Origin of the sequence: Pseudoalteromonas sp. APC 3893 (genome assembly GCF_030408095.1) — a bacterium.
Taxonomy (GTDB): Bacteria; Pseudomonadota; Gammaproteobacteria; order Enterobacterales; family Alteromonadaceae; genus Pseudoalteromonas.
Genome location: NZ_JASDCD010000003.1, coordinates 273,953 through 296,271, shown reverse-complemented (window position 1 = coordinate 296,271; position 22,319 = coordinate 273,953). Strand labels below are relative to the sequence as shown.

Annotated in this window: 18 protein-coding genes; 15 read left to right on the top strand and 3 right to left on the bottom strand. The window is 41.2% G+C overall.

From position 1 onward, the window contains the following. Positions 1-17: 17 nt before the first annotated feature. On the top strand, positions 18-6,032 hold the full coding sequence (locus tag QMA12_RS07395) for an Ig-like domain-containing protein (protein WP_290210894.1): 6,015 nt from the start codon (positions 18-20) through the stop codon (positions 6,030-6,032). Positions 6,033-6,250: 218 nt separating this feature from the next. Here the strand turns inward: QMA12_RS07395 and QMA12_RS07390 are convergent, their stop codons facing one another. The 3 genes from QMA12_RS07390 to flgA form a co-directional block, all read right to left on the bottom strand. After that, a complete protein-coding gene (locus QMA12_RS07390) occupies positions 6,251-6,682 on the bottom strand; it encodes a flagellar protein FlgN (protein WP_290210893.1) in 432 nt (143 codons plus the stop codon). Next, a complete protein-coding gene (gene flgM, locus QMA12_RS07385) occupies positions 6,675-6,989 on the bottom strand; it encodes a flagellar biosynthesis anti-sigma factor FlgM (protein WP_290210892.1) in 315 nt (104 codons plus the stop codon). Before flgM ends, QMA12_RS07390 begins: the two co-directional genes overlap by 8 nt. A gap of 78 nt (positions 6,990-7,067) precedes the next feature. After that, on the bottom strand, positions 7,068-7,775 hold the full coding sequence (flgA, locus tag QMA12_RS07380) for a flagellar basal body P-ring formation chaperone FlgA (protein WP_290210891.1): 708 nt from the start codon (positions 7,773-7,775) through the stop codon (positions 7,068-7,070). Positions 7,776-7,914: 139 nt separating this feature from the next. Here flgA and QMA12_RS07375 point away from each other — a divergent pair, with 139 nt between their 5' ends. The 14 genes from QMA12_RS07375 to QMA12_RS07310 all read left to right on the top strand — a co-directional run bounded on the left by QMA12_RS07375 (position 7,915) and on the right by QMA12_RS07310 (position 21,999). Beyond that, the gene (locus QMA12_RS07375; protein WP_087530926.1) at positions 7,915-8,847 is read left to right on the top strand and encodes a chemotaxis protein; all 933 of its coding nucleotides are present in this window, start codon (positions 7,915-7,917) and stop codon (positions 8,845-8,847) included. 20 nt (positions 8,848-8,867) lie between these two features. Next, positions 8,868-9,698 carry a protein-glutamate O-methyltransferase CheR gene (locus tag QMA12_RS07370; protein ID WP_087530925.1) on the top strand — a complete coding sequence of 277 codons (831 nt, stop codon included), beginning with the start codon at positions 8,868-8,870 and terminating at the stop codon, positions 9,696-9,698. Positions 9,699-9,855: 157 nt separating this feature from the next. Continuing rightward, complete coding sequence (gene flgB / locus QMA12_RS07365; protein ID WP_290210890.1) at positions 9,856-10,266, top strand: flagellar basal body rod protein FlgB; 411 nt, start codon at positions 9,856-9,858, stop codon at positions 10,264-10,266. 2 nt (positions 10,267-10,268) lie between these two features. Then, the gene (flgC, locus tag QMA12_RS07360) at positions 10,269-10,700 is read left to right on the top strand and encodes a flagellar basal body rod protein FlgC (protein WP_087530923.1); all 432 of its coding nucleotides are present in this window, start codon (positions 10,269-10,271) and stop codon (positions 10,698-10,700) included. Positions 10,701-10,713: 13 nt separating this feature from the next. Next, positions 10,714-11,394 carry a flagellar hook assembly protein FlgD gene (locus QMA12_RS07355; RefSeq protein WP_087530922.1) on the top strand — a complete coding sequence of 227 codons (681 nt, stop codon included), beginning with the start codon at positions 10,714-10,716 and terminating at the stop codon, positions 11,392-11,394. 57 nt (positions 11,395-11,451) lie between these two features. Beyond that, positions 11,452-12,807 carry a flagellar hook protein FlgE gene (gene flgE / locus QMA12_RS07350; protein ID WP_087530921.1) on the top strand — a complete coding sequence of 452 codons (1,356 nt, stop codon included), beginning with the start codon at positions 11,452-11,454 and terminating at the stop codon, positions 12,805-12,807. A 146-nt stretch (positions 12,808-12,953) separates the two neighbouring features. Continuing rightward, a complete protein-coding gene (locus tag QMA12_RS07345; RefSeq protein WP_087530920.1) occupies positions 12,954-13,718 on the top strand; it encodes a flagellar basal body rod protein FlgF in 765 nt (254 codons plus the stop codon). 21 nt (positions 13,719-13,739) lie between these two features. Continuing rightward, positions 13,740-14,528: a flagellar basal-body rod protein FlgG gene (gene flgG, locus QMA12_RS07340; protein WP_256826572.1), complete on the top strand. Its 789-nt coding sequence runs from the start codon at positions 13,740-13,742 to the stop codon at positions 14,526-14,528. 17 nt (positions 14,529-14,545) lie between these two features. Continuing rightward, on the top strand, positions 14,546-15,229 hold the full coding sequence (flgH, locus tag QMA12_RS07335) for a flagellar basal body L-ring protein FlgH (protein ID WP_290210889.1): 684 nt from the start codon (positions 14,546-14,548) through the stop codon (positions 15,227-15,229). A 12-nt stretch (positions 15,230-15,241) separates the two neighbouring features. Continuing rightward, on the top strand, positions 15,242-16,336 hold the full coding sequence (locus QMA12_RS07330; RefSeq protein WP_290210888.1) for a flagellar basal body P-ring protein FlgI: 1,095 nt from the start codon (positions 15,242-15,244) through the stop codon (positions 16,334-16,336). A gap of 127 nt (positions 16,337-16,463) precedes the next feature. Beyond that, complete coding sequence (gene flgJ / locus QMA12_RS07325; protein ID WP_290210887.1) at positions 16,464-17,438, top strand: flagellar assembly peptidoglycan hydrolase FlgJ; 975 nt, start codon at positions 16,464-16,466, stop codon at positions 17,436-17,438. Position 17,439: 1 nt separating this feature from the next. Beyond that, complete coding sequence (flgK, locus tag QMA12_RS07320) at positions 17,440-19,452, top strand: flagellar hook-associated protein FlgK (RefSeq protein WP_290210886.1); 2,013 nt, start codon at positions 17,440-17,442, stop codon at positions 19,450-19,452. A gap of 2 nt (positions 19,453-19,454) precedes the next feature. After that, positions 19,455-20,687, top strand: coding sequence for a flagellar hook-associated protein FlgL (gene flgL / locus QMA12_RS07315; RefSeq protein WP_290210885.1), 1,233 nt, complete (start codon positions 19,455-19,457; stop codon positions 20,685-20,687). A gap of 349 nt (positions 20,688-21,036) precedes the next feature. Next, positions 21,037-21,999, top strand: a complete 963-nt coding sequence (locus QMA12_RS07310) for a flagellin (RefSeq protein ID WP_290210884.1) — start codon at positions 21,037-21,039, stop codon at positions 21,997-21,999. Positions 22,000-22,319: the final 320 nt, after the last annotated feature.

Genomic DNA, 22,319 nt, shown 5'->3' with positions numbered 1-22,319 from the left:
GTGAAGGCGACTACAGTGTGACCGCCAGTATCACCGATGCAGCGGGGAACACCGGCAGCAATACAACCACCGGTGAGATAGACACCATCGCACCGACGGTGAGCATTGACGCGCCAGAATTAACGAATGACAACACGCCGCTGGTAACGGGCACATCAGACTTAGCCAACAGCGATATTATCGTGACCTTCACTGACAGCAATGGCAGTCACAGTGTGACGGTGCAAACGGATGACAATGGTCAATGGCAGGCAGAAGCCAGCCAAGCATTAGCGGATGGCAACTACAGTGTCAGTGTCAGTCTCAGTGATGCCGCAGGGAATACTGGCACCGCCAGTGATAGTGGGGTTGTTGATACCGTGGCACCTGAGCTTAGAGTTATTCCATCCTTCTTACTCGGTAATTTAGTGTCACTATCAGGTGAGTCGGATCTTCCGCAAGGGAGTATAATAACTATCACGAATCATTTAGTTGGAGGTCTAGTTGGGCTGCCTTATACCGCAGTTACAGATGAAAATGGCAACTGGGAAGTACTAAATTTAACGGTGCCGTTACTGAGCTTAGCGTATGTGACTGCAAGTGCTACAGATGCAGCTGGAAATACAACGACAGTTAGCACGCTTGATTTTGATAATACAGCTCCTGATTTGAATGTCAGTGTTGACGCGTTGAGCAATGACACAACACCTGTCATTTCAGGTGACACTGATATGGGCCAAGGCACTGTGATTAATTTGACCGTGGTTGATAGTGATAATGTCACTCAAACATTTAGCGCAACCGTTCAAGCTGATCAAACTTGGTCGGTGTCTGTGCCACAAGCACTCGCGGAGGGGGCTTATACTGTCACCGCATCTGTGCGCGATGGCGTTGGTAACTTAACTACGGAACAAACCACTGGTGTGGTAGATAGTGTCGCACCAAGTTTAGTTATCGATACTTTACAACCAACCGCTAATACAACACCAACGATAACAGGCAGTAGTAATGAAATTGGTGGTGAAGTATCTGTTGTGGTTAACGGGCAAACTCTACTAGCAGCAGTTGCTAATGATGGAACATGGCAGGTAACAATTCCAACAGCATTGAGCGATGGTGAATATCCAGTAGAAGTGACTATTACCGACACTGCTGGTAATCAACAAACGGCATCTTCCACTCTGTCGATTGATACTATCACGCCAGTATTGACGATGACGAATCTGGGTGTAACTAATGATGCAACCCCGACAATTTCAGGTACTTCAACTGAGCCACAAGGTACTGAAGTGGTCATTGTTTTGGTTGATTCTAATGGTGACAGGCAGCAATTTACAACCCAAGTGCAAGGCGATGGCAGTTACTCAGCAAGTCCAAGCGCAGTGGTGGCCGATGGTGCTTACACTGTTACAGCTACCATAACGGATGCAGCAAATAATAGTGGTACAGCGCAGAGCACTGGTACCGTTGATACCTTAGATCCCACTTTAACTTTGGATGGATTGGGTACATTTAATGATGATACACCGGTTATTTCAGGCAGTAGTGATGAAATAGGCGCAACGGTGATGGTCAATGTCAGTGATGACTTAAACAGTTATCAACTAACTGCAGTTGTACAAGCCGATGGCAGCTGGTCGGTACAAGTTATTGATGGATTGAATGATGGCGCGATTACTATTACAGCTAATGTGAGCGATGCTGCTGGTAATCAAGCATCGGCTACTGATACCGTAACATTAGATACTAATGCACCGACCATCTCGATTGCAAATTTACAGCCGACAATAGATACAACACCGAGCATTTCAGGTACTACAGATGCAAGAGATGGCACTGACGTAACAATTGAAATAATAGCGGCAGGTGTTGTTATACAAACACTAATTACGCAAGCTGCGGCTGGGCAATGGAGTATTGAGGTCAATGAAGCACTTGTTGAAGGCAGCTACACTGTAAGAGCTACAGTCACTGAAGACGGTTTAACTGGATCTTCAAATACTAGCTTAGCAGTTGATTTAACAGCACCAACTTTGATAGTTAATACACCGAGTATTACAAACGATACAACACCATTAATTAGTGGTACATCAGACGCCGCGCAAGGCACTATAGTTACATTGTTGGTCACAGACAGTGAAGGCACCGAACAATCAGCTCAGGCCACAGTGAAAGGAGATGGTACATGGTCAGTTGCGCTTGGCACTGAGCTTGTAGAGGGGAATTATAGCGTTGCTGCAACTATTGTTGACATTGCCGGAAATAGCAATTCGGCTCAAACAACGGGTGAAATAGATTTAACTCCACCAACAGTGTTGATTGATTTATTAAGCAGCACAGCAGATAAATCACCGGTTGTTTCAGGGGCGGCTTTAAATGCTGTTGCAGGGAACACCGTTGCTGTTACCTTTACCGATGCGCAAGGTGTCAGTCATACAGTTAATACAACACTGACAGCTGATTTAACATGGCAAGTAGAAGCATCGCAAGAACTTGCAGAAGGTGCCTATACTGTTACTGCTGTGGTCACTGATACTGCGGGTAATGCTGGGCAGCAAACTGCAAATGCTGTTATAGATAGTTTTAACCCTGAGATCACCATTGACCAAAGCAGCTTGGTATTAACCCAAGATACAACACCACTTATTAGTGGTACATCAAATGAAGCGAATGCCACTGTCGAAGCTACCTTTACGGATGCAAATGGTACTGAACATATTGTAACCGTTACTACGGATGCTCAAGGTGATTGGCAAGCAGCAGCAAACACTGCATTAGCTGAAGGTGTCTATTCGGTGAAAGCAACGATCACAGATATAGCTGGTAATCAGGGGGAAGACAGTAAGACTGGAGGAGAAATAGATATTACACCGCCAGAACTGGCGATTGTCCCCTCATTTTTACTTGGTAACTTGGTTTCATTATCTGGTACGTCAGACCTACCTGAAGGGAGTATAGTTACTATTACTAATCATTTGGTTGGTGGTGCAATTGGTTTACCTTATACCGCAACAGTTGATGCAAATGGTGATTGGAGTGTATTAAACATCTCTCTTTCATTATTAAACCTTGCGTATGTTGAAGCCTCTGCAACTGATGCGGCAGGTAATACCACCACCATCAGTACCTTAGATTTTGATAATACGGCGCCTGAACTTACGTTATCGACCCCTGCACTGACTATGGATAATACCCCGACGATTAGCGGAACCACTGATTTAGGTGAAGGTGCGCAAGTAACACTTGTGGTCACAGGGCAAGGAGTTGCAACACAGACCTTTAATGCGACAGTGCAAGCGAATGGCAGTTGGTCGGTTAATGTGCCACAAAGTTTAGGAGATGGACAATATACGGTTCAAGCGAGTGTGCGCGATGGCGTTGGTAACTTAACCGAGCAAACAGCTAGTGGTGTAATTGATACTACTGCACCAAGCTTAGTCCTTAATGCAACGGCGAGCACCAGTGATGATACGCCGCTTATCAGTGGCACCAGTAATTTAACTGGTGGTGAGGTTACTGTCACTATAGACGGGCAAACCTTAACAGCGTCGGTGGCACAAACTGGGCAGTGGCAAGTGTCGGCGAGTACACTCACCGATGGTACCTATACCGTCACTGCAACGGTTACCGATCAAGCAGGAAATAGTACAACGCGTACAGGTAATATCACCGTAGATACAGTTTCACCAAATATTACAGTGGCCAGCCAAGGCTTAGTCAATGATGCTACGCCAATAATCTCAGGAACGACTGATGAAGCACAAGGTAGTACGGTTTCAGTGGTAATCGTTGACGGTAATGGCGATACCCATAATTTGACCGCAGTAGTTGATATTAATGGCGATTGGCAAGTTGAAGCCGATGCCCTTCCTGAGGGGGAGTACAATGTTACAGCATCAATTACCGATGCAGCAGGGCTCACTTCAAGTGTTACAACAGCCGGTGAAATAGATACCGTTGCGCCAGTTGTGACTGTAGATGCTGTAGGCACAATAAATCTTGCAACCCCAACAATTACAGGTAGCAGCGATGAGCCCGCGGGTAAAGTGATCAGTGTTGATGTAACTGACAGTACACAAACTTATAGTTATACAACTCAAGTACAAGCTGATGGTCGTTGGTCTGTGGATGTTCCAGATAACTTAGAGGATGGTAGTATCAGTGTTGTTGCCTCGGTTACCGATTTAGCAGGTAATACAAGTACATCAGATAGTGTAACTGGCGTGCTCAATACTAGCGCCCCAAGTATAGGCATTACGCCTTTAGCGGCCACAAATGATACCACCCCAGATATAAGTGGTACGAGTGACGCGCCAAATGGCAGCACTATTAATTTAGTGATCAGTAATGCCGGTGGTGATGTACAAAGCTTTACCGCCACTTTGAATAGTGGTGTATGGAGTGTAGAGATCCCTCAAGCGTTGTTAGAGAGCAGCTATACGGTTTCAGCGAGTGTTACCGAATTAGGTTTAACGTCGTCAGCTTCAACATCACTTGTGATTGATTTAACCGCGCCAACACTTGAAATAACATCGGCATTGTCTTCTGCTGATTCAACTCCGTTAATATCAGGTACCAGCCTTGATGCACCGTTGGGTTCTACTGTTGAAGTAACAATACTCGATAGCAATGGTGTTAGCCAAACTGTATCTACCCAGGTACTTGAAAATGGTAACTGGAGCGTTGTTGCAAGTACGGCGCTTACTGAAGGTGATGCTCAGGTCAGCGCTGTGATCACCGACACCGCAGGTAACAGCAGCAATGATACAATTACACTCAATATGGATTACACAGGACCTGTAATCTCAGCAACAACACCAGCGATTACCAATGATTGGACACCGACCATAAATGGTTCTATCAGTGGTGCACCGGCAGGCACTTTAGTGACAGTGTTGGTTACTGACAGTGCTGGTAATGCACAAACACTGACCACAACATCTAATGCCGATGGTAGCTGGGGTGTTGAAGTAATTAATGGCTTAGCTGATGGCACTTACACTGTTAATGTCAGCGCTGACGATGGGTTAGGAAATGAATCGTCAGCGCAAAGTACAGGCATCATAGATACGGTAGTGCCAGAAGTCGCCATTACCAGTGGCTTAGCTTTAACTTATGATACGAGCCCACTGATCACAGGAACGTCAAGTGAAGCGAATTCAGAAGTGGTAATAAGCTTTGGCGGCTATCAGCAAACAGTTACAACCGATAATGATGGTAACTGGTCTGTTTCATTAGGAGATGATATCAGTGATTTTCCTGCAGGGTTATCGGATGGCACGTATACGGTAAGTGTTAGTATCGAAGATGCTGCGGGTAACATGGGTACTGCATCAGGCAATGGCTTAATAGTTGATACCACTCCTATTGAGTTTAATGTGACGGACTATAATCCTGGTATATTGGGTCTGCTACTTCCATCTGTAGAAGGAGAAGCACCATCAGGAACTGAAATATATATCATCGGAGCTAGTTTAATTGGCGTAGGCTTATTGGGAATTGATCTTGATGTATTAGAAGGTTACCCAAGTACGACAACTGACGCCAACGGTGAGTGGAGTTATACATTATCCTTATTGGACTTGGACCTGTTAAGTGGTGAAGATTATTATTTCTTAACAATTGATCAAGCAGGAAATTACCTTGTTAAAGATACAGACAATCAGGATTTTTCCTCTGGCAATATTAATGATGATCCAGCATCAATCAGTGTAGAGGCAGATCAGAGCATAGCTCAGACAGAGATACCAGAATCAAGTGTTACCTTCAGTAATGAAGTATCACAAAATGAAAGTATTGATTTAAGTCGTATCTTAGCTGCTGACAATACCGTTAGTAGTGAGTCAGAGCCATTGGATTTAACAATCAATGATGTACTGAGCGATGCTGAACAAACGGATTTGCTAGCCTTAGACTTAGACAGTGAAGCTAGTAGTATTGCTTTCAGTGGAGATACATCGAAATCTGCTGAGCCCGCGATCGATGTGCAAAACCAGTCAGAAGAGATGATTAAGAAATTAATTGAAAGCGGTAATAATCAAATCGATAGTTAATGAGTTAAGTAACGAAAATATAAAGCGTGGGTAGTTCACTTCCCACGCTTTATTATATTAATTTCGTGAGCAATTTAGTTATTACGCAGGATTGATTTTATAAAATTACAGTGAATTACAGTAAAACAGTCTTGATCAGAAGCAGAGTGTTCATTAAATAAATAGTATTGGCGAAAAAGAAAAGGGTGTTACAAAAGGGTATTTTCTAGACGTTAGAACTATGCTTTTAAATTATGAACGATTTTGCTATTACCATGCACAACACTACCGCCTTGGTCATAGGTCATAGAAGTAGGAGCGCCAATTAGAATATCTTTAAGTTGTTTTACGCTTAATTGCGCTTGGTGCGCTGCGTGTGCGTTAACGTCGTTTTTCTTTTTACACGTTTCTAAATGTTTACGAACAGCAGAAATTAAATCAGACACTTCTTCTGATTTTGAATCATTACTTGCAAGTAGAGTGCTTAGCTCTTTATCAAGGGTTTGGATCTTGCTAAGAAAAGACAACTTTTGTTGTGCTATCTCTTTTAGCCCTTCGCCTCGGCGCGAAGCTATCGCTGTAAGCTCATCGTCTAAAATTTCAACTAATGAAGTTAAGCAATTTAACTGCATAGTCAGTTTTGAAGCAATCAAGCTATTATGATCAGCCATAAACATCAAACTCAAATGCAGCTATGTTTTTAGCTAACTTTTCAGCATCAATTTGGTATTTACCTTCACTGATTGCTTTTTTAAGCTCTGCAACTTTATTACTATCAAACCCAGAAGACTGTTGAGCCTTATCTTGTAATGATTTAAGTTGTTGTGCTTGTGGCGTTAAGCTTACAGAGTCGGTAGTCGCTTTTGGTGCAGCTCTTTGCGCCGACTGTGTATTATTGTTTTGCAAATCAACTTTTTGTTGCTTAGCATTGGCCAACACATTAGGCTGTTGCTGACCCTTATTTACTTGGCTTACCATGATATTAACCTATACATAATCCAACATATGCCTATTTATCGGCATGCATGATAGATACTTTAGCATAAATTTGAAAATTTAAATATTTACCTGTACAGACTCAACACCGTCTACACGGGCATTTAAAACTTTCCCAGATTTTGCATTTTTTACTTTTACCTGTTCTCCTAAAGTACCATCTTCTAGGGCTAAACCGGAAGTTTTTATTTTTAATCCTCGGATCGTTGCAAATATAGTGACGTTGTCGCCTTTACAAACCATGCAAATTTGGCTCAATACAACAGGCAAACCGCTGCGAATATTGCGCTTACTACGGCTTCCAATAAGAACTGACTCATCTTGCAAATGTTGTACTCGAACAAAGTGTTTTGGTCTCATTTCAACACTCAGGTGATGAGCTTCTATAACTTCACCTCGTGTTAAGTGTTCAGTGGCAACTACAATTGGTTCAAGCTCAGTAATACGGACGTGTACGTATTGACTCCAACCTTGTATATCTCCACAGTTAATTTGTACTGTTACTTGTCGATTAAAAGGAGGGGCTGTTGGTACGCTTAAAGACGGTGACGTTGAACAGCTGCGATCGGGTATTCTGCTATCTAAAGCAAGCGCATTAATTTGCGTTTGCTCATTATTGATTGGCTTTAATTGATCTCTTATGTACGAGATTGCAAGTGTTTGCAACTTTTCTTTGCTATATATTTGCCCATAGACAGGTGAAACTAGGCATAGGCTAGCAAGAAAATAAAAAACACTGTATCTTCGGCTTTTTTTTAACAAACTCATAATGTTTCGACTATGCTTATGGTTGAAAACAGGGTATAAATATTTAGCGTCAATTATTAGACGCTCCCACGATGTAATGTAGCTTTAAATAGAGAAAGCAATAATTGTTCCGTTTTTTTAGCTTTCTTAGGAGATTGAAATGGCAGGCATTTTAGACTCAGTGAACCAGCGTACTCAGTTGGTTGGGCAAAACCGCCTTGAATTATTATTATTCAAATTAAGAGGGCGGCAGCGCTTTGGTATTAATGTGTTTAAAGTGAGAGAAGTACTGCAATGCCCTCCTTTAACGAATATGCCAAAATCAAATGCGTATATACGGGGTGTTGCTCATATACGCGGGCAAACTATTTCTGTTATCGATTTGTCTATGGCCGTTGGTGGTCCTGCTATCGAGAACATTCAAGACAGCTTTATTATTATTGCTGAATATAATCGCTCAGTTCAGGGCTTTTTAGTTGGAGGTGTTGAGCGCATCGTCAACATGAACTGGGAAAAAATCATGCCGCCTCCATCTGGTGCTGGCCGATACTCATATTTAACCGCAGTCACCGAGATTGAAAATGAGTTAGTTGAAATTCTCGATGTAGAAAAAATCTTAAATGAAATTTGCCCAGTAAACACCGAGGTTAGTGCGGAAATTGCAAGTGATGGCGAAATTCAGAAAGACTTGGGAGAGCGTATCGTATTTATAGCTGATGATTCAGCTGTTGCTCGCAATCAAGTGAAACGTGCACTTGAACCTCTCGGCGTACAAACGGAACTTGCAAAAAATGGTAAAGAGGCGCTAATTCGCCTTCGAGAAATCGCAGAGCTTGATTGTAAAAACGATATTACTGAAAGAGTCGGTTTATTGATTTCGGATGTTGAGATGCCTGAAATGGATGGCTACACTTTAACTGCAGAGATAAAAGCAGATCCTAAGCTTGCACCTTTACATGTGATTTTACACACATCTTTAAGTGGTGTGTTTAATCAGGCTATGATTGAAAAAGTAGGCGCAGACGACTTTATCGCAAAATTCAACCCGGATGAATTAGCTACAGCAGTAAAAAAATGGGTTCATTGTGACTAATTTTGATAGGTGGTGTTACGTTGGAAAATAAACATTTACAGCAAGGCGAGTACGATCAATTCCGTACCTTTTTAGAGCAGCAGTGCGGTATTGTGTTAGGCGATAACAAGCTTTATTTAGTAAAGAGTAGACTTGCGCCTTTAATGACTCGTTTCAATGTTGAATCGTTATCACAATTAGTGAGTAAAACACTCAGCCCCCACGAACGGCAACTTCGCGCCGCCGTAGTTGATGCAATGACCACCAACGAAACATTGTGGTTTAGAGATCAATACCCGTTTGAATTATTACAAACTAAGCTATTTCCAGAACATAAAGAACTACGCAGGCCACTAAAAATTTGGTCTGCGGCAAGCTCTTCTGGTCAAGAGCCTTACTCTATTGCTATGTCTGTTGCTGAATTTCAGGCTAAATCCCCTGGTGTTTTAAAAATGGGGGCGCAAATTGTCGGCACTGATATTTCAAATACAATGCTTGATATGTGTAAACATGCAGAATATGACTCGTTAGCACTCGCGCGCGGTTTATCTGCTGAGCGACGGAAAAAGTTTTTCAAAGACAGTGGCAACGGCATGGCCCAAGTGATCGACCCGATTAAAAAATTAACCAGTTTTAGGCACTTGAATTTACTTGACTCTTACGCCTTGATGGGAAAGTTCGATATTATATTTTGTCGTAATGTGTTGATTTACTTTTCACCTGAAGTAAAAGCTAAAATTATTGCGCAATTTGCGCAGGCACTAAACCCTAAAGGATATTTGTTTTTAGGTGCCTCAGAGTCGATGTCGGGACTCAGTACAGAGTTTGATATGGTACGTTGTAATCCAGGTATTATTTATCAAAAGAAATAGTATCCTCAGCTATTTCTAATTAATAAAAATATAAAAACGATGGCCAAAAGCCATCGTTTTTCCTTGTTATTTAATGACTTAACCATCCCTTTTTTGAGGTTTTATATTGGCTCACCTTTTGCATTAATAAGCTTAAGTCAATTTTTTGGAGATGGTTATGGCTATCAGTTTTGATAAAGCTTTTGGGGTTCACCCTCACGCAATGTTGATCCGTTCTCAACGAGCCGAATTATTAGCAACCAATATTGCCAATGCTGATACGCCTGGCTATAAGGCGAAAGATGTTGATTTTGCCTCCGCTTTAAAAGCGGCAAAAAGCCACCAACAGGGCGGCAATAACATGGTAACAACCGATGCTAAACACATTTCTGGTGGTAGCCGTTATGTCGGTAATAGTGAAATGTTTCGCTCGCCAAATCAAACAGATACAGGTGATGGTAACTCAGTGGACATACAGGTGGAACGAAACTTGTATACACAGAACTCATTAGAGTATCAGGCAAGCCTGCAATTTATGAGTAGTAAAATTAAAGGCCTTAAAAAAGCCCTCGGTAGTCAAGGAGCCTAAGCATGAGTTTATATAACGTTTTTGATATTTCAGGTACCGGTATGAGCGCGCAAAATGTGCGTTTGAATACCACGGCCAGTAATATATCTAATGCTAATACTATTAGCTCAAGTCAGGATCAAACCTATCGAGCGCGCCACCCTGTTTTTGCTGCTGAGCTGACAAAGGCATCAGCGTCGCAAAGTAATCAACAGGGGTCGTCTGTAGGCGTTAAAGTACTAGGTATTGTAGAGAGCGATAAGCCACTGCAAATAGAATATAACCCTAATCACCCCAGTGCGGATGAAAATGGGTATATCTACAAACCTAACGTTAATGTTGTAGAAGAAATGGCTAATATGATTTCTGCCTCACGCTCTTATCAAACAAATGTGCAAGTTGCTGATGCAGCGAAGCAAATGCTAAGTAAAACACTGTTGCTCGGGCAGCGGTAATTGAGGAAAAGTTATGAGTAACGATATAACTACAACATCGTCGACTTATTTAGATTCGCTTAAGTGGCAAGAGAACCAAGTATCGACGGAAGAGAAAAGTGATGCGTTAACGCAAGAAGATTTCTTTTCCTTGCTTACACAACAGTTGTCGTTTCAAGACCCTAGCAAACCAGCTGATAACGATCAAATGATTGCACAGATGACTAATTTTACTATGGCTGAAGGGATTTCAAACCTTAACTCAAAATTTGAGTCTTTGGCGGCATCAATGACCTCAAACTCTGCGTTGCAAGCATCTACTTTGGTTGGTAAAAAGGCCTTAGTAGGAGCTGATTCATTAGACCTTAACAGCAGTGGTAAAGCCTCAGGCATAATTGCTATTGAAAGCCCTGTTAAAGATTTAAAGCTTAGTATCACAGATGATTCGGGGCAACTTGTAAGAACTATTAATTTTGATACCCAACCTGCAGGTGGCTTTCGTTTTAACTGGGATGGTAAAAATGAAGCCGGTGAGAGCCTTCCACCAGGTGAATACAGTATAAAAGCTGAAGGCAGCATGGGAGAGGAGTTTACCAGCTTACCAGTTGCTACATATAAAAACATTGAGAGTGTAAGTATTAATGGTGCTAATGGCATTATTATCAACACTAAAGCCGGTGCGATTAAGCTGACTGATGTCGCAGAAATTGCATAACACATTTAAAGTATATTTTCAGCCGAAGGCTAAATATTAACAATTTAGAGGTCACTTATGAGCTTCAATATTGCGTTAACAGGCATCGCTGCCGCACAAAAAGATTTAGATGTTACTGCTAATAACATCGCTAATGTAAATACAACGGGATTTAAAGAGTCACGAGCTGAATTTGCAGATGTATATTCATCTTCCGTTTTTACCTCGGGTAAAACCAAAAATGGTGATGGGGTGCAAACAACGTCTGTATCTCAACAGTTTCATCAAGGTTCAACACTAGGTACGCAAAATTCACTCGATCTAGCTATCGGGGGAGAAGGTTATTTTGCTCTTAGTTCAGAGTTGGGCTCGCAAGATCAAACATTTACTCGTGCAGGGGCGTTTAAATTAAATAAAGATAATTTTATTGTTGATTCGCAAGGTAACTTTTTACAAGGGTTCCCTGTTGATGCATCAAGCGGAGACGCGACTTCAGTGAGTTTGAGCACATCTAGTGCGATTCAAATTCCTGATTCTTCGGGGGCTCCGCGCGCTACAACAAATGTGTATTCATCTTTTAGGTTAGATTCAACTAAAGCAGCACCGTCAATTACACCATTTGATCCAGGCCAATCTGGCTCATTTACTCATTCTACCTCAACGAATGTTTATGATTCGTTAGGTGAATCGCATACTATGCAATTGTACTTTGTGAAAACAGATGCGGCTGTTACAGGAAATGCTAACGAATGGGAAGTTTATTCGACATTAGACGGTCAAGTTGTCAATCCAGATGGCACCCCGCAAGGTGCTACAGGGCCATTTACTCCTATTTCAACATTTCAGTTTGATGCAAACGGGTTACCACTCAATACTAACGGTAATCCTAATGCGGCAAGTACATTTGATTCAGTGGTCTTCGATGGTACTAACCTGACTGGGATTTTAAGTAACGGTGCTAGTTTCCCTAATAATGTAACGATCAATTGGCGTGATGAAGCGGGCACTTCTTCAAAAATACCTACGCAGCACGCAGGTTCTTTTGAAAATAAAGTATTAGACCAAGATGGCGCAGCAGTGGGCCGGTTGGCAAATATTGATATTGGTGTTGATGGAAAAATAGTTGCTTCTTATAGTAATGGTGATTCTAATTATTTAGGGCAAGTTGCGTTAACTCGTTTTTCAAATTCACAGGGCTTACAACAAGTGGGTAATACATCATGGAAGAAAAGCTTAACCTCTGGTGAGCCGATAGCTGGGGAAGCTAATTCGGGCGCGTTTGGTAAAATTAGCTCATCGGCGCTTGAGCAATCAAATGTGAACTTAACTAATGAGCTGGTCGATTTGATTAGTGCGCAGCGTAACTTCCAGGCTAATTCGCGAGCGCTTGAGGTGAACTCAACAATTCAGCAAAGCATCCTGCAAATTCGTTAATAGCGAATATTATACTAATCCGACACCAAGGCTGCCAATTCGGGCAGCCTTTTTTATTTCTTATCAGTGTATTTTTACTGTCAAATTATTGTGGCACTTATTTTGCATTTATCTCTAATATAGATTTTTTAACGTGAGTCGATGTTATGGATAAGATGGTTTACATTGCAGCGTCAGGGGCTAAGCAAAGTATGCGGGGCCTTGCGCTCAAAGCAAATAACTTAGCCAATGCTAACACCACTGGCTTTAAAGCTGATTTTGCACAAGCAAGGTCTATGCAAGCATTTGGTGAAGGCTTACCTACGCGCGTCTTTTCCATGCAAGAGCGTCCAGGTTCAAATATGACCTCCGGGGGCATTGTTGAAACCGGCCGTGATTTAGATATTGCGATGAGCGATAAAGGTTGGCTAACCGTTCAAGATGCCCAAGGTAATGAAGCTTATACAAAAACAGGTACTTTAAATATTACCCCCGATGGTGCGTTAATTACCAGTCATGGTCGTCAAGTTGTTGGCGCGGGTGGGCCTATTATTTTACCTCTACCGATTGAAAAAGTGGAGTTTAGTGAAGACGGATCAATTCAAGTACGCCCCCAAGGGGCGCCGGCTAACTTTTTAGAAGTGGTTGATCGTTTAAAGGTTATCGAAGCGGATAACACTCAGCTTGAAAAAGGCAACGACGGCTTGTTTCGTCCTAAAGCCGATAAACTAGAAGATGATTTATGTGGCTTTTGTGATATCTCGCAAAACGTAAAAGTTATGAGCGGCACGCTTGAAATGTCAAACGTGAATCCGGTACATGAAATGGTGGATATGATAAGCCATCAACGCCAATTTGAATTACAAGTTAAGTTAATGAAAACAGCAGAAGAAATTGACGAGCGTCATACCCAATTGCTGCGCATTGTTTAACCTAATTGAGAGGACATTAATATGAATCCTGCATTATGGATCAGTAAAACAGGCTTAGATGCCCAACAAACCGATATATCGGTTATCTCAAATAACTTAGCCAATGCCAGTACCGTTGGGTATAAAAAAAGCCGTGCTGTATTTGAAGATTTACTCTATCAAAATATCAATCAACCAGGTGGGCGCTCTTCACAAGACACTGAAATGCCATCGGGCTTGATGTTAGGTGCCGGTGCTAAAGTGGTTGCTAACCAAAAGAACTTTTCTCAAGGTAACATGCTTACCACTGAAAACTCATTGGATTGGATGATATCGGGTTCAGGCTTTTTTGAAGTACTACAACCCGACGGTAATATTGCGTACTCACGTAACGGACAATTTACCACCGATGAAGACGGTCGAATTGTCACAGCAGGTGCTGGCTTTCCTATTCAACCAGAGATGAATGTACCTGATGACGCACAATCAATTACTGTATCGCAAGATGGTGAAGTATCGGTACGTATTGCCGGTGAGGCTGATAACGTGGTGATCGGGCAGCTAACCATTAGTGATTTTATTAACCCATCGGGTCTTGAACCTATTGGGCAAAACCTTTACACCGAAACAGCAGTGAGTGGCGCGCCGGTTCAAGGTAACCCGGGTATTGATGGGTTGGGCTCGATTGTACAAGGCTCACTTGAAACATCGAATGTGAATGTGACTGAAGAGCTTGTGAACTTAATTGAAACACAACGTATTTATGAAATGAATTCAAAGGTAATTTCAGCTGTTGATGAAATGCTTAGTTACATTAATCAGCAACTTTAATGAGTAAGGGCAGCATTATGCGTAATTTAATCATTGTCTTTAGCGGGGCATGTATATTAAGTGGCTGTATGACCACTCAAAATACCCACGTGGTTCAGGATGACCCATATTATGCGCCAATGTACCCAGAGCCTGTGACAGAGCAAGTTGTGCCAACAGGTTCATTGTTTGACAGTTACTCAGCTAACGACTTGTACTCAGATAAAAAAGCGCTTCGAACTGGCGACATTATTACGGTAAAACTACAAGAGTCGACTCAGGCCTCAAAAGCCGCAAAAACAGAAACCGATAAAGAAAGTAATGCCAGTCTTGATCCTGTTGTTGGTTTAGGTGGTTTACCCGTTAATATTGGTGGAGATAGCATGCAGTTTGGTATCGGCTCTGATTCCTCTTTTACAGGTGATTCCAAATCTAATCAATCGAATAGCTTGTTCGGTGATATTTCAGTTAATGTAATGCGTGTTCTACCAAATGGTAACTTAGTGATACGTGGTGAAAAGTGGCTAACCCTTAATACAGGTGAAGAGTTTATTCGCCTAGAAGGACTTGTACGGCCACAAGATGTGACGGCCGATAATACAGTAACGTCAAACCGGATTGCGAATGCGCGTATTCAATATTCAGGTAAAGGGCAAATGCAAGAGTCGCAAAGTGCTGGTTGGCTAACACGATTCTTTAGTAGCGCGTTATTCCCTTTTTAAAGGACATTGGATATGAATGGTTTTAAGGTATTTATTGGTATTTGTCTGCTTGGGTGGCACTTAACTGCCGCTGCTGAACGCATTAAAGATGTTTCTATGGTAGAAGGTGTTCGTTCAAATCAACTTGTTGGTTATGGCTTGGTTGTTGGTTTACCTGGTACTGGCGAACAGAGCCGATACACAGAACAAAGCTTTAAAGCGATGCTCAATAGTTTTGGCATCACAATGGACAGTAGTTTAAAACCAAAAATTAAAAATGTGGCCGCTGTTGCTGTTCACGCTGAATTACCGCCTTTTAGAAAACCAGGGCAAATGATTGATATTACAGTTTCATCAATCGGTAGTGCGGGTAGTTTACGTGGCGGTACGTTACTGCAAACTTTCCTTAAGGGGGTTGATGGTAATACCTATGCAATTGCACAAGGTAGCTTGATTGTTGGGGGCTTAGGTGCAGAAGGCGCAGATGGTAGCCGAGTAGTTATCAACACACCCACGGTTGGGCGTATTCCAAATGGCGCAATAATTGAGCGAGCGATTAAAAGCCCATTTATGCAGGGGGATTACATTACTTTTAATTTAAACCGCCCTGATTTCACAACGGCAAAACGTTTAGAGCAAACAATTAATAATTTAGTTGGCCCAGATAGCGCACAAGCAATTGATGCGGCATCAATTCGTGTAATAGCCCCTCGGGATGCTTCACAACGGGTTGCTTATTTATCTACCCTTGAGAATCTAGAATTTAAGCCGGCAGATACATCAGCAAAAATCATTGTTAATTCTCGCACGGGTACTATAGTGATAGGTAAAAATGTCAAGCTGCAACCTGCAGCAATTACTCATGGTGGCCTAACAGTGACGATTGCAGAGCAGCAAAATGTATCGCAGCCTAATGCATTTAGCGAAGGCGAAACGGTAGTCACCAACCAAAGCATTATCGATGTAAATGAAGACGATTCACGGGCTTTTGTGTTTAACCCAGGTGTCAGCTTAGATGATTTAGTACGTGCAATTAACGAAGTCGGTGCAGCCCCTGGTGACTTAATGGCGATACTTGAAGCCCTTAAAGAAGCCGGCGCAATTAACGGCCAGTTGGTGGTCATTTAGTTTTTTAATTTACTAGGCTCTAGGTAACTGGAGTCTAGCCCCTCTCATTACAACTTCCTTGTTATGGTTTGTTTGGCTCAATTATTGCATTGTTAATTTTATTATTAATTATTGTGTCAAAAAGCTGATGGATACTAATCACCTCGATAAGCAAAACTTTTTTGATTTAGGCAACTTAGACTCTCTACGTCAAAGTGCTTTAAAAAGTGATGCTTCAAGTGACGCGTCAAAAGAAGCCTTAAAAAAAGCCGCGGCACAATTTGAATCTATCTTTACCCAGATGCTGTTAAAAAGTATGCGTAAAGCTAATGAAGCATTTGAAGATAAAGACAGCCCGTTTAATTCAAGCGGGGTAAAGTTTTTTGAAGAAATGCACGATCAACAACTGTCTGTTGAGCTGTCATCTAATGGCTCGTTAGGGCTTGCTGATCTTATTGTGCAGCAATTATCACCAGATGGTAAAGAGTTTATGCCAGGCTCTGTACTGCGCTCGGTGGATGACTTTACCAGTGATAAACGTGCTAACGGCACTATCAAAAATGCAGAGTCAGCAGAGGTTAAACCGACAACAAATATAGACAATACAGCTAAACAAAGTAATAACTTTGATGACGTTGAATCATTTATTAGCTCTGTATGGGAACACGCTAAAACGGCTGCAGAAAAGATTGGCTTGAATCCAGCGGTTATGGTCGCACAAGCTGCACTTGAAACCGGCTGGGGCAAACATATTATTAACAAAGCTGATGGCAGTAGTAGTAATAATCTTTTTAATATTAAATCTGACCGCAGTTGGCAAGGCGATAAAGCCAGTAAAGTGACACTAGAATTTGAACAAGGTATGCCCGTTAAAAAGCAAGCGAGCTTTAGAGCTTATGAATCCATTAAAGATAGTGTGAACGATTTCGTTGATTTTTTAAATGAAAACCCACGCTATCAAGAAGCCCTCGAAAACACAGCAAAACCTGCCGCCTTTTTAGATTCATTACAAAAAGCAGGCTATGCAACCGATCCCAATTATGCTGATAAAATTAAGCAAGTGCTCAACCGCGCTGAGCTTAAGTCATTGGCTAGCACATTGGTTCGCCAAGGAGTAAATTAAAATGTCGTTTAATTTATTTGATATTGCAAGCTCAGGAGTTCGTGCTAACTCTGAATTGTTGCAAACGACCAGTAAAAACATCGCAAATGTAAATACAGAAGGCTACGTACGTGAGCGTACGGAGCATTTGACTATGATTGACAATCAAGTTGGTCGTGGTGAAACGTATAGATTGATCAATGAATTTGCACAAAAACAATTGAATCGTGATACCTCAAATAAAGCTTTTTTTGATCAATTTGTAACAGAAGCTAGTCGTGTTGATACATTATTTTCAGAAGAGTCGAATAGCTTATCTTCCAGTATTAATTCATTATTCAATAATGTACAAGAAAGCCTTAATCAACCATCTTCAACTGTCGCGCGCTCGTTGGTTATGACAGATGCAGAAAACTTAATTGAACAAATGGATCGTTTGTCAGGAATTGTGTTTGATCAAAAAAATGTCGTGAATGAGCAGTTAGAAATATTTGCTGATGAGGCAAACACTTTAGTGCAGAATATTAGTTCGTTAAATAAGCAAGTTGCAGCCGTACATGGAACAAGTAGTGAAGGTGAGTCTAGTGCTATATATAATCAACGGGACTTGGCTATTCGTGAATTATCCGAGCTGGTTGATATTGAAACGTTAGATGGCCCTAATGGTGAGAAATTACTATTTATGGGTACAGGGGAGTCATTAGTTATGCAAGATGGCACATTTAATCTGTTTTCAATGACCGGTGACCCAGATCTAAATTTTAAAGAGCTTCACTTGGATGTTAATGGCGGCAAAGCCGTGCCGCTTGAGGTCGATACTGGCTCCTTGAAAGGCAAAATCGGCGGGTTATTATCATTTCGTGATGATATTTTAGTACCAGCGCAAAACCAGCTTGGCCAAATGGGCCTGGCATTAGCCGATGCATTTAATGAGCAAAATAAACTAGGCATGGATGGCAATGGTGAGCTAGGAGGTGATATTTTTACAATTCCTACAGTTGATGCATTTAATTACCAAGCTAATACTGGTAATGCAACAATGACAGCTACAGTTGAACCTGGCAAAGGTAGTGAGTTGCCAGCCAGTGACTTTATTATTACCTATACGGCGGCTAATACAGTTGAAATTCAGCCAGTAGATAATAAAGGTGAGCCACTAGGTAGTGCAACAACAGCGACTATTTCGGGTGGTGTAATTGACTCAACAACCAACACTTCGACTCCACCTATTGATTTGTTTGGCTTACAGATCAATGTCAATGGTACTCCTAATGCTGGTGACCAATTTCAACTAAAACTAAATTCACAAGCAGCTTCTAGTTTAGAATTAGCAACTAACCGCCCTGATGCATTAGCATTAGCGTCACCAATCAGAACTGCAGATGATATTAATAACACGGGCAGTGCAAATATATCTTTAGGGACTGTTAGTAGTGTTACGTCAGGTGGCTTTATTGTATCACCGCCAAGCCTTGCTAATGGTGAAATGAGTATAGTTAAAACCGCGAATACCAACGAGTACACTCTAACAGATAGCAGTGGCTCGACCACATTTACTATTACACCACCAGCTGAAGGTTTACTTTCACAAGCTGGCGCACCTTATGATGCTTATGGGTTTGACTTTAATATAGAAGGGGCCCCTGCTGTCGGGGACACTTTCACACTTGAATTTAATCAAGGTGGCTTTGATGATAATCGTAATGGTTTAATGCTTGCAGGATTACAAAGTGATGAGTTGGTCCGTCAAAATGTAGTGAGTTCTACAACTGCTGATAATCATAAAACATTTAATGAAGCGTACGCAGGGTTAGTAACAGACATTGGGGTCGTTACCAATCAAGCAATGACAAATGGGGCGGCATTTGATGCCCTCGCTCAACAATCAGAAGCTTGGTATGAATCTTTATCTGGTGTTAATTTAGATGAAGAAGCGGCTAATTTACTGCGTTTTCAACAATCATATGCTGCATCTGCACAAGTGCTTTCAACAGCCCGAACAATTTTTGACACACTTCTGAGTGCTGCGAGGTAATTATGCGTTTATCAAATAATTTAATGTACCAAAATGGTTTAAATTCAATTTTGAATGGTCAATCAGGTGTTAGTAAGGCGCAAGAGCAAGTTAATACGCAAAAAAAAGTGCTCAGTGCATCTGACGACCCAGCAGCAACTGCAAGGGCTTTGCTTTATACGGACCGTATTGAATCAAACGAACAATATAGCAAGAACATCACTATGCTAACTAGTAGGCTTACAACTCAAGATAGTGTACTTGAGAATATTAAAAGCTCTTTAGAAAAAGCGCATACTCTTGCTATTCAGGCGGGTAACGGTGCGTATTCTGATATTGACCGCGAAGGTATTGCTGAAGAGATAAAGGCCATCCAAAGTAGCGTACTTGATTTAATGAATGCTAAAACCGAGGACGGGAAGTATATATTCTCGGGCTATCAAGATAATACTCAAACTTATTCATTTGATTCCTCAACAGGTAAATATACTTATAACGGTGATCAGGGTCAGCATCAAATAAAGATAGCGGCCAGTGTTGACGTTAAATCAAGTGATAATGGCTTTGAGGTTTTTGAAAAAGTTGATGCCCGTTTAAATGTAGAGTCAAATGATGCCACAGTTTCAGGTGGTATCACTAGTGCTAAAGTTTACGTGCGTGAGCAAGGTCAATTTGATGAGTTCCATAAAGCAAATTATAACGCCGATCCCACTGCCGCTGCTGGGGCTAATACATTCAACATAGTAACAACAGCAGGTACACCGAACACCTATCAAGTAGAACAAGGTGGTACAGTGATTGAGTCAGGCAGTTTTGATGGCTCACAAATCAAATTTGCGGGAATGGAAATAGATATTAGCCCTGTAGCAACAGGGCAAGTAGACTTTACCCTAGAAGCACCGAAAAAAGAGAATATATTAAATACTTTGAACGACTTAATTGCTGGTTTAGCAGACTCAACAATAAGCCAAGATGATTACGACCAAATTCTCGCAGATGCTATGACACAAATTGATAATAGTAAAAATCAAGTATCTTTAACTCAAGCCGGCCTAGGCGGAAGGTTAAATACCACTGAGAAAGTTACTCAATCAAATGCCGATTTAGATATAAACAATAAAGCGTCCCGCGCCGATTTAGTTGAACTAGATATGGCCGAAGCGATTACAGAGCTAACAAAGCAAGAAACGGCCTTACAGGCATCACAGGCAACGTTTGGCCGACTGGCTAATCTTTCCTTATTTGATTACTTATAAATAACCCCAGAGTAAGGCAAAGTCTTGCCTTACTCTTTTAAAACACTCAATTTTAATTTCTCTCCTTTAAAAATTAATTAGTTAGCTTCATTTGAAATAGTTTTTCAGCACTAATGTTTAATGTTGATAAATATCCAATGCTAACTTAAAAAGATTAAATTAATAGTATAAAAGATATACAAAAACATTGGCTTAATTATTTAATTCAAAAAAAATCAAAAAAAAACTAAAGGAATTTTTGAGCAGACCGATAACTTAATTAACCAAGCAAAGCGTTGTAAATTACAACCACTGCTTAAATTAAGTAAGTTTGAGAGTAAATGATAAGTTTACTTCGGGAGAGATAATCATGGCTTTATATGTAAATACAAATGTTAGTTCATTAAACGCACAAAGACAATTAATGAATTCTGGTAACTCACTAGATACTTCATTCCAGCGTCTTTCATCAGGTCTACGCATCAATAGCGCTGCTGACGATGCGGCAGGTCTACAAATTTCTGACCGTTTAACATCACAAATAAATGGCTTAGATCAAGGTAACCGTAACGCTAACGATGGTATATCGTTAGCTCAAACTGCTGAAGGCGCACTTGACGAAGTAACATCAATGTTCCAACGTATTCGTACACTTGCACAGCAAGCTGCAAACGGTTCAAACACCGACGAAGATCGTTTAGCTATTCAAGAAGAGATTCGCTCATTATCTTCTGAAGTAAATCGTGTAGCTGAAGATACAACCTTTGGTGGCCAAAACCTTCTTGACGGTAGTTACGAGGCAAAATTTCAAGTAGGCGCTGATGCAGTTCAAACAATCGGTTTCAGTATGCAAAATGTAGCTGGAACAGCTAATACAATGTCGGCAAATGGTGGCTTCACCATGTCAGGTATTGCTGAGGTTGCTACTGGTGTTACAGGTAAAGCAATGTCTAGTCTTGCAGCAGGTATCAGTGGTGTTGACTCTGGTTTAGCACAAGGTAGCGTAGGTTTCTCAAGTTTCGCTGCGACTACTATAAGTGTGTCATCTCAAGGTAATGCTCAGCTTATAATGGCAGGTATGGACTCTCTAATTGCTGTTGTTGATAAAAAGCGTGCAGAGCTTGGTGCGGTTCAAAACCGGTTTCAGTCTACAATTCGTAACCAATCAAATATTTCTGAAAACTTAAGTGCTGCAAAATCTCGTATCAAAGATACTGACTTTGCACAAGAAACGGCTAACTTAACTAAGATGCAGATTTTACAACAAGCTAGTCAAACAGTATTAAGTCAAGCGAATCAACGACCACAGGCTGCACTAAGTCTTCTAGGTTAATAATTAGCTTTTTATGAATAAAAGAAAGTCAATTTATTGACAGGTAATAAAAAGCGCCTTTGTCTAATGGGGTATTAACAAAGGCGCTATAGAAGGATTGTAAAGCGGAGGCGCTAAAAATCCATTCATATCGTTCTAACATTTGTAGAACATGAAATACAAAGCATGAATTATGCCATATTTCATGCTTTGTTAACCCACTCTCAAACTTATCTTTCAAAGGCTCCTTTTAGGGGCCTTTTCTCTTCTCAGAAAATATTGGCCTGAACTTTGCTGTTACATTAGTAAATTTATTAATTAACCAGCAAAGTGGCAGTTTT

Excerpts from the sequence above, each read along its gene's own strand:
- QMA12_RS07390 (WP_290210893.1), bottom strand. The coding sequence starts at position 6,682 with ATGGCTGATCATAATAGCTTGATTGCTTCAAAACTGACTATGCAGTTA.
- flgM (WP_290210892.1), bottom strand. The coding sequence starts at position 6,989 with ATGGTAAGCCAAGTAAATAAGGGTCAGCAACAGCCTAATGTGTTGGCC.
- flgA (WP_290210891.1), bottom strand. The coding sequence starts at position 7,775 with ATGAGTTTGTTAAAAAAAAGCCGAAGATACAGTGTTTTTTATTTTCTT.
- QMA12_RS07375 (WP_087530926.1), top strand. The coding sequence starts at position 7,915 with ATGGCAGGCATTTTAGACTCAGTGAACCAGCGTACTCAGTTGGTTGGG.
- flgB (WP_290210890.1), top strand. The coding sequence starts at position 9,856 with ATGGCTATCAGTTTTGATAAAGCTTTTGGGGTTCACCCTCACGCAATG.
- flgC (WP_087530923.1), top strand. The coding sequence starts at position 10,269 with ATGAGTTTATATAACGTTTTTGATATTTCAGGTACCGGTATGAGCGCG.
- QMA12_RS07355 (WP_087530922.1), top strand. The coding sequence starts at position 10,714 with ATGAGTAACGATATAACTACAACATCGTCGACTTATTTAGATTCGCTT.
- flgE (WP_087530921.1), top strand. The coding sequence starts at position 11,452 with ATGAGCTTCAATATTGCGTTAACAGGCATCGCTGCCGCACAAAAAGAT.
- QMA12_RS07345 (WP_087530920.1), top strand. The coding sequence starts at position 12,954 with ATGGATAAGATGGTTTACATTGCAGCGTCAGGGGCTAAGCAAAGTATG.
- flgG (WP_256826572.1), top strand. The coding sequence starts at position 13,740 with ATGAATCCTGCATTATGGATCAGTAAAACAGGCTTAGATGCCCAACAA.
- flgH (WP_290210889.1), top strand. The coding sequence starts at position 14,546 with ATGCGTAATTTAATCATTGTCTTTAGCGGGGCATGTATATTAAGTGGC.
- QMA12_RS07330 (WP_290210888.1), top strand. The coding sequence starts at position 15,242 with ATGAATGGTTTTAAGGTATTTATTGGTATTTGTCTGCTTGGGTGGCAC.
- flgJ (WP_290210887.1), top strand. The coding sequence starts at position 16,464 with ATGGATACTAATCACCTCGATAAGCAAAACTTTTTTGATTTAGGCAAC.
- flgK (WP_290210886.1), top strand. The coding sequence starts at position 17,440 with ATGTCGTTTAATTTATTTGATATTGCAAGCTCAGGAGTTCGTGCTAAC.
- flgL (WP_290210885.1), top strand. The coding sequence starts at position 19,455 with ATGCGTTTATCAAATAATTTAATGTACCAAAATGGTTTAAATTCAATT.
- QMA12_RS07310 (WP_290210884.1), top strand. The coding sequence starts at position 21,037 with ATGGCTTTATATGTAAATACAAATGTTAGTTCATTAAACGCACAAAGA.